We start from the raw sequence: 7,277 nt of genomic DNA on the forward strand, positions 1-7,277 counted from the left end.
TGTATCATGTAAATCTTGAGCGTGATGATGCAGTGTCAATGGCTAATGGAGTTGAGTTAAGAGTACCATTTTTAGATAAGGATATAATTGATTTATCATTGGATATTCCTGGAATATATAAAATAAAAGATAATGGGGATATCTTGAGAAAACATATATTGAGAGATGTGGCTACATCCATTGGTGTTCCTGATTATATAGCAGATAGGCCTAAAAAGGCAGCTCAATACGGTTCTGGAATCAATAAAATCTTGAAAAAGAAAGTTTTAAGATCATTTGACATTGAAGAATTCATTGAAAATCTAAAGAAAAATTAATTTCTTTATTTATCAGATGCTAATTTTGTATATTATGTGATTTTATGAATGCAAACAATACTAACAAAAGAATTAATAGATTTGATAATCTAAGAGGATTGGCAATATTTTTAGTTGTTTTGGGACATATGGCTTTTTCTACAAAGTTTTTAAGCATAAATTATTTACATAGCTACATCTTTATCTTTCATTTAGCCATATTGTTTTTTGTTGCAGGTTATTTTTCTAAAATTGACTTGAATCAACCCATTAAAATATTCAAGCGCATATTGGTTCCCTATATATTATTCACAATTATTTATTGGATAATTTATATTCCATTTGGAAAGCCGAGTGAGGCTATTTTTATCTATCCAACTTATGCATTATGGTTTTTGTTGTCATTGTTCTTTATGAAAATGGCATTGCCAATACTTGATAAATTAAGATATCCAATTTTATTTACCTTCATATTGGCATTGTTGTTTGGATTTATAAAATATACTGGTGATATCTTAAGTTTATCAAGAACATTTTGTTTTTTACCCGTATTTTTAACAGGTTTTTACTTTAATGAATACAAGGCAAGACTTAGGGAAAACTACAGCAATATAAGTTCAGCATTGGAAAATAGTAAAGTCATATTCCTTTCAGTGCTTATTGCCTTTTTGGCATCCATTTCAGCGGCATATTACATTCCTGGAAGCATCATTATGATGAAATTTCCATATGATGGTTCATATCTAATCAATATTGCTATAAGGGCTTTAATAATAGTTTTAGGCATAGCTATCACATTGATCATAAATAGGTTTATGACTGACAAGGAATGTCTCCTGACTAAATGGGGAAGGAATTCCATGGCAATTTATATCTTGCACATATTTTTCATTGTCTTAGTGAAAAAGTTCACTGAATCTTTCTTTTATAGCCAAAGTGAGATAATTGCATTATTAATTACATTTATCTTAAGTTTCCTGATTGTAATTTTATTATCACAGGATTGGATAAGCAAATGCTTTAAAAGGACAATGGAATTCATTGCAAATTTAATTTTAAAAGATGCTTAAAATAGAAATTGCTTAAATTCATTTATTATAAAAGTATATTAATATTAATAAACATATATTAAGTTAATATAAATTTAACTTATATTCTTAAATTATAAAATAGGCAAATTAGGCCTTTATAATTAAAATAACCAATTTTTAAATAAAATTTCAAGGAGAATTTAAATGGCAATTGAAAAAGATGCAGAAAAGATCTTAGAGGAATTTTCAAAAACCTTAGATAAAGTTCCTGAATTGGAAGGAACCTATTACATTACTGATAACCTTAACTTAAACCGTGAAGATGAATCCGAACAAAACGATTCAACTAAAATTGTCAGAAATGCAAGAACTGACAAAGACGGCAATGTAGTTGTGAAAAAGGCAGAATGGACTGGTTAAACACTTATAATTATTATTGTAAATGACTAGAAGGGGATTATATTATGAGAATGAATTTAATTCTTGAAATATTGGATATTCCAGGACAATTGGTTTCTATCTTAAATCCAATAGGAGAACTTGGAGCAAATGTAGTTACAATTGTTCACAAAAGGGAAATCAAGGCAGAAGAGGGTAAAGCTGCTATTCAAATAGCTATCGAAGGTGAAAGAGAAAACTTGCAAGCTGTAATAGACAGGTTCAAGGAAATGAACATACCTCTCATTGAAGTGGATGACACTGTAAGAAAGGAAAAGTTAAGTGCAATTCTCTATGGCCACATTATTGACAGAGACTTAAGAGACACTGTTGATAAGATCAATGCTGTTGATGGCCTTGTCGTTAGTGATTTACAATTGAAATTAGATGGTGAACTTAAATCAACTGCTTTATTAACTGTTGAACTTGATTTAGGTAAAAGAGAAATCGCATATAATAAAATCATGGAAATAGCTGAGGAGAAGGACTTCTTGGTTATTGATGAGGTATAGGGGGAATTTAAATGGATGAATGTAAGCTTATATTAATGGGTTTTGGAGCTGTAGGCCAAGGTGTAGCTAAGGCTATCTCCTTAAAGAAGGATATGATCAATGAGAAATACGGAATCACTTTAAAAGTTGTAGCAGCTGCTGACTCATCTACATCTGCAATATGCCAAGATGGATTGGACGAAGAATTACTCATTAAAACCAAAGAAGAAACTGGTAAATTAGCAAATTATTCAGATTGCGGCAGTGACAAGTCTGGCATTGAAGTATTGGATGCAGTTGATTATGATGTATTGATTGAAGCAACTCCAACAAACATCAAGGATGCTGAACCTGCAAAATCATTGACCTTAAAGGCATTTGCTGATGGAAAGGATGTTGTAACCTCAAATAAAGGACACTTAGCCTTATTCTATAAGGAATTGATTGAAGCTAAGGAAGCTGCAGGAGTGGACTTCAAGTTTGAAGCATCTGTAGGTGGAGCTATGCCTATCATCAACTTATGTCAAGAAACCCTTGCAAGCTGTGGAATCAGCTCAATCAAAGGTATCTTAAACGGTACTACCAATTATATCCTTTCAAGAATGACCACTGAAGGAATGAGCTATGAAAATACCTTGGCAGAATCACAGCAATTGGGAATCGCTGAAACTGACCCTACACAAGATGTTGAAGGTATTGATGCAGCATGCAAAGTGGTTATTTTAGCTAATTCCGTTTTAGGAATCGATGCAACCTATGCTGATGTTGAAGTTAGAGGGATATCTGATGTCTCATTGGATGCAATAAACCTTGCTAAAGAGGAAGGATACTATGTAAAATTGATTGGAGAAGTATCTGAAAAACAATTGAAAGTATCTCCAAGGCTTGTTAAGAAAAACAGTCCATTTGCAATCGATGGAACATTGAACTTAGCAAATGTAACTACCGATTTGGCTGATGACATCACTGTAATGGGAAAAGGAGCAGGATCTTTGGAAACCGCTTCTGCAATGCTTACAGATTTAATTAATATTATTAAGAACAAATAATTATATTTGTTCTAATTTTACTTTTTTTAATATTTTTTTAAATTTAAAAGTAATTTGATATTACAGATTATTTTAGATTATTATAGATTTTATTAGATTTATAGAGTATTAGAAGATTACAGATTATACTTATTTAATAACATTGTTAAAGGAAAAAGGAGTTTTATAATGAAATATGTTATTGTTATTGAAGATGGTGCAAGTGATTATCCAATAGAGGAAATTGATGGAAAAACTCCTCTTAAAATAGCTGAAAAACCTGTTTTGGATAAAATAGCTAAAGAAGGAAGGACTGGATTAATCCAAAATGTGCCTGAAACATTGCCTCCGGGATCTGATGTGGCTAATATGAGCATATTCGGTTACGACCCATTGGAATATTATACTGGTCGTGGACCACTTGAAGCTGCAAGTATGGGTGTAGAGACAAAAGAAGGGGATGTTGTATTCCGTTGCAATACCATTACAGAGCGTGATGGATTGATGGCAAGTTCAAATGCAGGACACATCTCTTCAGAAGAAGCTGCAGAGCTTATGGGAGCATTGAATGAGTACTTTAATGATAAATATCCTGATTTCAAAGGAAAATTCTATCCTGGAGTAAGCTACAGACATTTATTCGTATACAATGATAAGGAAAATTCTGAAAAGTTAGCAAAACTCGATATGGTTCCTCCACATGACTTTGTTGGAGAGACTATTGAAGACAAGATTCAATTTGATTCCTTTGCAGATGAAGTGAAGGCAATCATGTTAGAATCCAAAGAAGCATTAGCAGACCATCCTGTAAATCAAAAAAGAATTGAAGAAGGCAAGGAACCATGTAATATGGTTTGGTTCTGGGGTCAAGGAACTATGCCAGATATGCCAAAAATGGAAGATGTTTACGGCATTAAAGGAGCTGTAATAACTGGTGTAGACTTAATTAAAGGATTAGGGGTCTGTTCTGGCTGCACTAATCTTGATGTTCCAGGAGCAACTGCATTCTTTGATACTGATTATAATGCAAAAGGGGAATATGCAGTAAATGCACTAAAGGCCAATGACATTGTATTTGTTCACATTGAAGCTCCAGATGAAGCAGGGCATGCTAAAAACCTCGAAGAAAAGGTTAAAGGCATTGAAAGCATTGATAAATATATCCTCGCTCCATTAGTTGAAGCATTGGAAAATGAATACAAGGACTTTAAAATTGCAGTATTGCCTGATCACCCAACTCCAATAGATGTGGGTACACACACTAGAGATATGGTGCCTATTGCTATCTATTCATCTAAAGACGAAGCAGATGATGTATTGGTCTACGATGAAGACAGCGTTAAAGAGGGTGCATTAGGTGAATTGGTAGGCTGTAATTTACTTAAATTATTATTGGAATAATTATATAATTATTCTACTTTCTTTTTTTACTTATTTTTAAGAACTTTTTTTTTAATTTATTTTTTAGTTTTTTTTAACTTTTTTTTAAAAAATTAAAAATATTTATATAAAACGGATTTTATAGTATTTTTATATTACAATAAAAATTTTAACTTATAATAAATAATTCATATAAAGGGGAAAACAATGTCTAGTGTAGAAGTAAATTTAGAAAAAGCAAGAGCTTACAATAAAGTTAAAAAATATGACGAATCCTTAGAGCAGTATGAATTGGCATTGGAAGCGGATGGAGAATTAAGCCAAGGAGATAAAGAGAAATATGCTTGGGATTTATATTTTGTAAAAGTTAAGGATAATGAATTTATTGATGAAATCGAGGATTCTGCTAAAAAAATAGTTAGTGTTGTTAGTCAAAAGGATTCATCTAAAGCACCTAAACCATGCCCATACACTTTAGCTGTAATCAGATTAATGAAGACTTATACAGAAAATGAAAGGTACTTGGATGTATTGCGTTGGGCATCTAAATTAGACCCGAAAAAATTAAGCAATCAGCAATTCAAGCCTAATGATGAAGTTACAATGAACTCCAATAAGGAAAATTACTACCTTCAAACCACTAAGGCATTGCTTGAAATTGATAAATTCGACCAAACAATCAAGTATTGTCAGGATGCATTGGTTACAATTCCTGAATTCAACAATAACAATGATGTCTGGTTTAAATTGAGAATAGCTAAATCCTATAAGGAATTAGGAGAGTATGATAATTCCATTGAGTTCTTAAAGGACATCTATAAAACCAAGAAGGACTGGTATATCTCAAGGGATATGGCTGAAAATTACTTCTTCAAAGAGGAATTTGACGAATCATTGAAATGGGCTGCTAAAGGAATATTGGCTCGTGATGGAAAGCTTGAAAACAAAGTGAAACTATTCTCTTTAGTAGGAGACATCTTGGAAATCAAGGGCTTTGAAGATGAGGCAATAATGAATAAATACATGTATTATGTTATACGTAATGCTAAGGAATGGCCTATTGATGAGGAATTAAAGGATTTGTTAGGTAATTATGGTCTTGATTTGGAAAACACTGACTTTAAGTCTTTATTCAAGGAATATGAAAACATGTGGATCAGCATGAAATACTTTGGTCAGGAAAGGCAATATGGTGTCATTGATAAGGTATTTCCTGATGGAAAAGCCGGATTCATTAAGGCAAATGGCAAATCCTACTATTTCAAAACCTATGAATTCAAGGATGATAAGGATTACATCTATGAAGGAACTGAAGTTTCATTCTATTTAGAGGATGCTTACAATAAATCCAAGGATGAAATGGTTAAAAATGCGGTAAACATTTACTGTGAAATGCTTTAAAAATAGTAATTTAAAGTAAATAAATAAAAAATTTAATTAAAAATAGTAAATAAGATTGATTAGAAATTTAATCAATCTTTAAATATTCTTTTTTTCTTATATTTTATATTCAATATTCAATAATTCCTCTTTTTTCTTTTCAAACTCTTCTTTAGTCAAATAGCCTTTTTCAAAGAGTTCTGCATAGTTCAATAATTCCTCTGCAGGTGAGAATTCAATATTGAATACAACTTTCTTATGGTGGCATCTGCATTTTCCATGCTTATGCTTGTGACATTTGCATTTGTCTTTATCATGCTTGTGGTGGCATTTGCCTTTGCCATGTCTATGCTTTTTATGATGACATTTAGAATATTTCTCATCGTCATCTTCTTTTTCTTTTAATTTATCTCTATTTGCCTTAATGCCAAATACCTTATTTGAATCCTCATATTCCTTGGATTGGAAGTATTTTTTATTTTGTGCCTTTTTGTTTTCCTCTTTCATATCCTCTTCAATCTCTTTTTGAACACTTTCCATTTGCTTTTTAAAGCTTTCCCTTAAGGCATCTGTTGGATTCAATTCATTGATGTCAAGATCTTTGGTGTCATCATGGATAAATACCTTCTTATATTCTCTAAATCCATCATACTCCATTAAATCTTCTTCAGTTATCTTATCTGGATTGTTATCCAATACTTTTAATCCTTCTTCTGTAATATTGTAATACATAAAACGATTGGATTCAATCAATTCAGCTTTTTTAAGGTAAGTGTTTGCAGTGCTGATTCTGGAATTTATTACCGGTTCATTATTAGGTAATCTGATCTCCTTATCCTCATCTGAAATGTCAATGTAATCTATAACTTCTTCTGTTATTTCCTGAACTTTATATTCATCCTTATCTTTGATTATCTCAAGTAAAGGTAAAACTAAATCATAGGTTTCCGGAATTGCCATATTATTTCTCCTATTCTTATTTATATAGTAATTTGTTATTTTACTTATTTAATTTTATTATTTTCGATTCATTTTATAATTTGCAAAAATTTTATTTTGTAATAATTCTTATTTTCTATTTATTTTTATTTTTTTTATTAAAAAAAGAATAATTTTATAAAATTATTCATTCTAACATTACTTTTTTTAAAAATATTAATTATTGATAAATATTTTTAAATTTAATAATCAATTTTATAATTAAAAAAATAAATATTCTAAAATTTTCTCAGA

Annotated in this window: 8 protein-coding genes; 7 read left to right on the forward strand and 1 reads right to left on the reverse strand. The window is 30.9% G+C overall.

Going from position 1 to position 7,277, the window contains the following annotated elements:
* The 7 genes from VW161_RS08445 to VW161_RS08475 all read left to right on the forward strand — a co-directional run.
* Positions 1 to 317: asparagine synthase C-terminal domain-containing protein (locus VW161_RS08445; RefSeq protein WP_325192923.1), on the forward strand; the 317-nt coding region annotated here is incomplete at its 5' end.
* 44 nt (positions 318 to 361) lie between these two features.
* A complete protein-coding gene (locus VW161_RS08450; RefSeq protein WP_304103294.1) occupies positions 362 to 1,366 on the forward strand; it encodes an acyltransferase family protein in 1,005 nt (334 codons plus the stop codon).
* A gap of 165 nt (positions 1,367 to 1,531) precedes the next feature.
* The gene (gene gatC / locus VW161_RS08455; RefSeq protein ID WP_298535652.1) at positions 1,532 to 1,747 is read left to right on the forward strand and encodes an Asp-tRNA(Asn) amidotransferase subunit GatC; all 216 of its coding nucleotides are present in this window, start codon (positions 1,532 to 1,534) and stop codon (positions 1,745 to 1,747) included.
* A 44-nt stretch (positions 1,748 to 1,791) separates the two neighbouring features.
* Positions 1,792 to 2,277, forward strand: coding sequence for an amino acid-binding protein (locus tag VW161_RS08460; protein ID WP_295605197.1), 486 nt, complete (start codon positions 1,792 to 1,794; stop codon positions 2,275 to 2,277).
* Positions 2,278 to 2,288: 11 nt separating this feature from the next.
* Complete coding sequence (locus VW161_RS08465; protein WP_304103291.1) at positions 2,289 to 3,305, forward strand: homoserine dehydrogenase; 1,017 nt, start codon at positions 2,289 to 2,291, stop codon at positions 3,303 to 3,305.
* Between the two features lie 168 nt (positions 3,306 to 3,473).
* Entirely contained in the window at positions 3,474 to 4,685 is a 1,212-nt protein-coding gene (locus VW161_RS08470) for a cofactor-independent phosphoglycerate mutase (protein WP_304103288.1), read from the forward strand.
* A gap of 186 nt (positions 4,686 to 4,871) precedes the next feature.
* A complete protein-coding gene (locus VW161_RS08475; protein ID WP_325192924.1) occupies positions 4,872 to 6,065 on the forward strand; it encodes a hypothetical protein in 1,194 nt (397 codons plus the stop codon).
* A 96-nt stretch (positions 6,066 to 6,161) separates the two neighbouring features.
* Here the strand turns inward: VW161_RS08475 and VW161_RS08480 are convergent, their stop codons facing one another.
* The gene (locus VW161_RS08480; protein WP_325192925.1) at positions 6,162 to 7,004 is read right to left on the reverse strand and encodes a winged helix-turn-helix domain-containing protein; all 843 of its coding nucleotides are present in this window, start codon (positions 7,002 to 7,004) and stop codon (positions 6,162 to 6,164) included.
* Positions 7,005 to 7,277: the final 273 nt, after the last annotated feature.

The sequence above is a fragment of the Methanobrevibacter ruminantium genome (assembly GCF_016294135.1).
Classification (GTDB): domain Archaea; phylum Methanobacteriota; class Methanobacteria; order Methanobacteriales; family Methanobacteriaceae; genus Methanobrevibacter; species Methanobrevibacter ruminantium_A.

Excerpts from the sequence above, each read along its gene's own strand:
- VW161_RS08450 (WP_304103294.1), top strand. The coding sequence starts at position 362 with ATGAATGCAAACAATACTAACAAAAGAATTAATAGATTTGATAATCTA.
- gatC (WP_298535652.1), top strand. The coding sequence starts at position 1,532 with ATGGCAATTGAAAAAGATGCAGAAAAGATCTTAGAGGAATTTTCAAAA.
- VW161_RS08460 (WP_295605197.1), top strand. The coding sequence starts at position 1,792 with ATGAGAATGAATTTAATTCTTGAAATATTGGATATTCCAGGACAATTG.
- VW161_RS08465 (WP_304103291.1), top strand. The coding sequence starts at position 2,289 with ATGGATGAATGTAAGCTTATATTAATGGGTTTTGGAGCTGTAGGCCAA.
- VW161_RS08470 (WP_304103288.1), top strand. The coding sequence starts at position 3,474 with ATGAAATATGTTATTGTTATTGAAGATGGTGCAAGTGATTATCCAATA.
- VW161_RS08475 (WP_325192924.1), top strand. The coding sequence starts at position 4,872 with ATGTCTAGTGTAGAAGTAAATTTAGAAAAAGCAAGAGCTTACAATAAA.
- VW161_RS08480 (WP_325192925.1), bottom strand. The coding sequence starts at position 7,004 with ATGGCAATTCCGGAAACCTATGATTTAGTTTTACCTTTACTTGAGATA.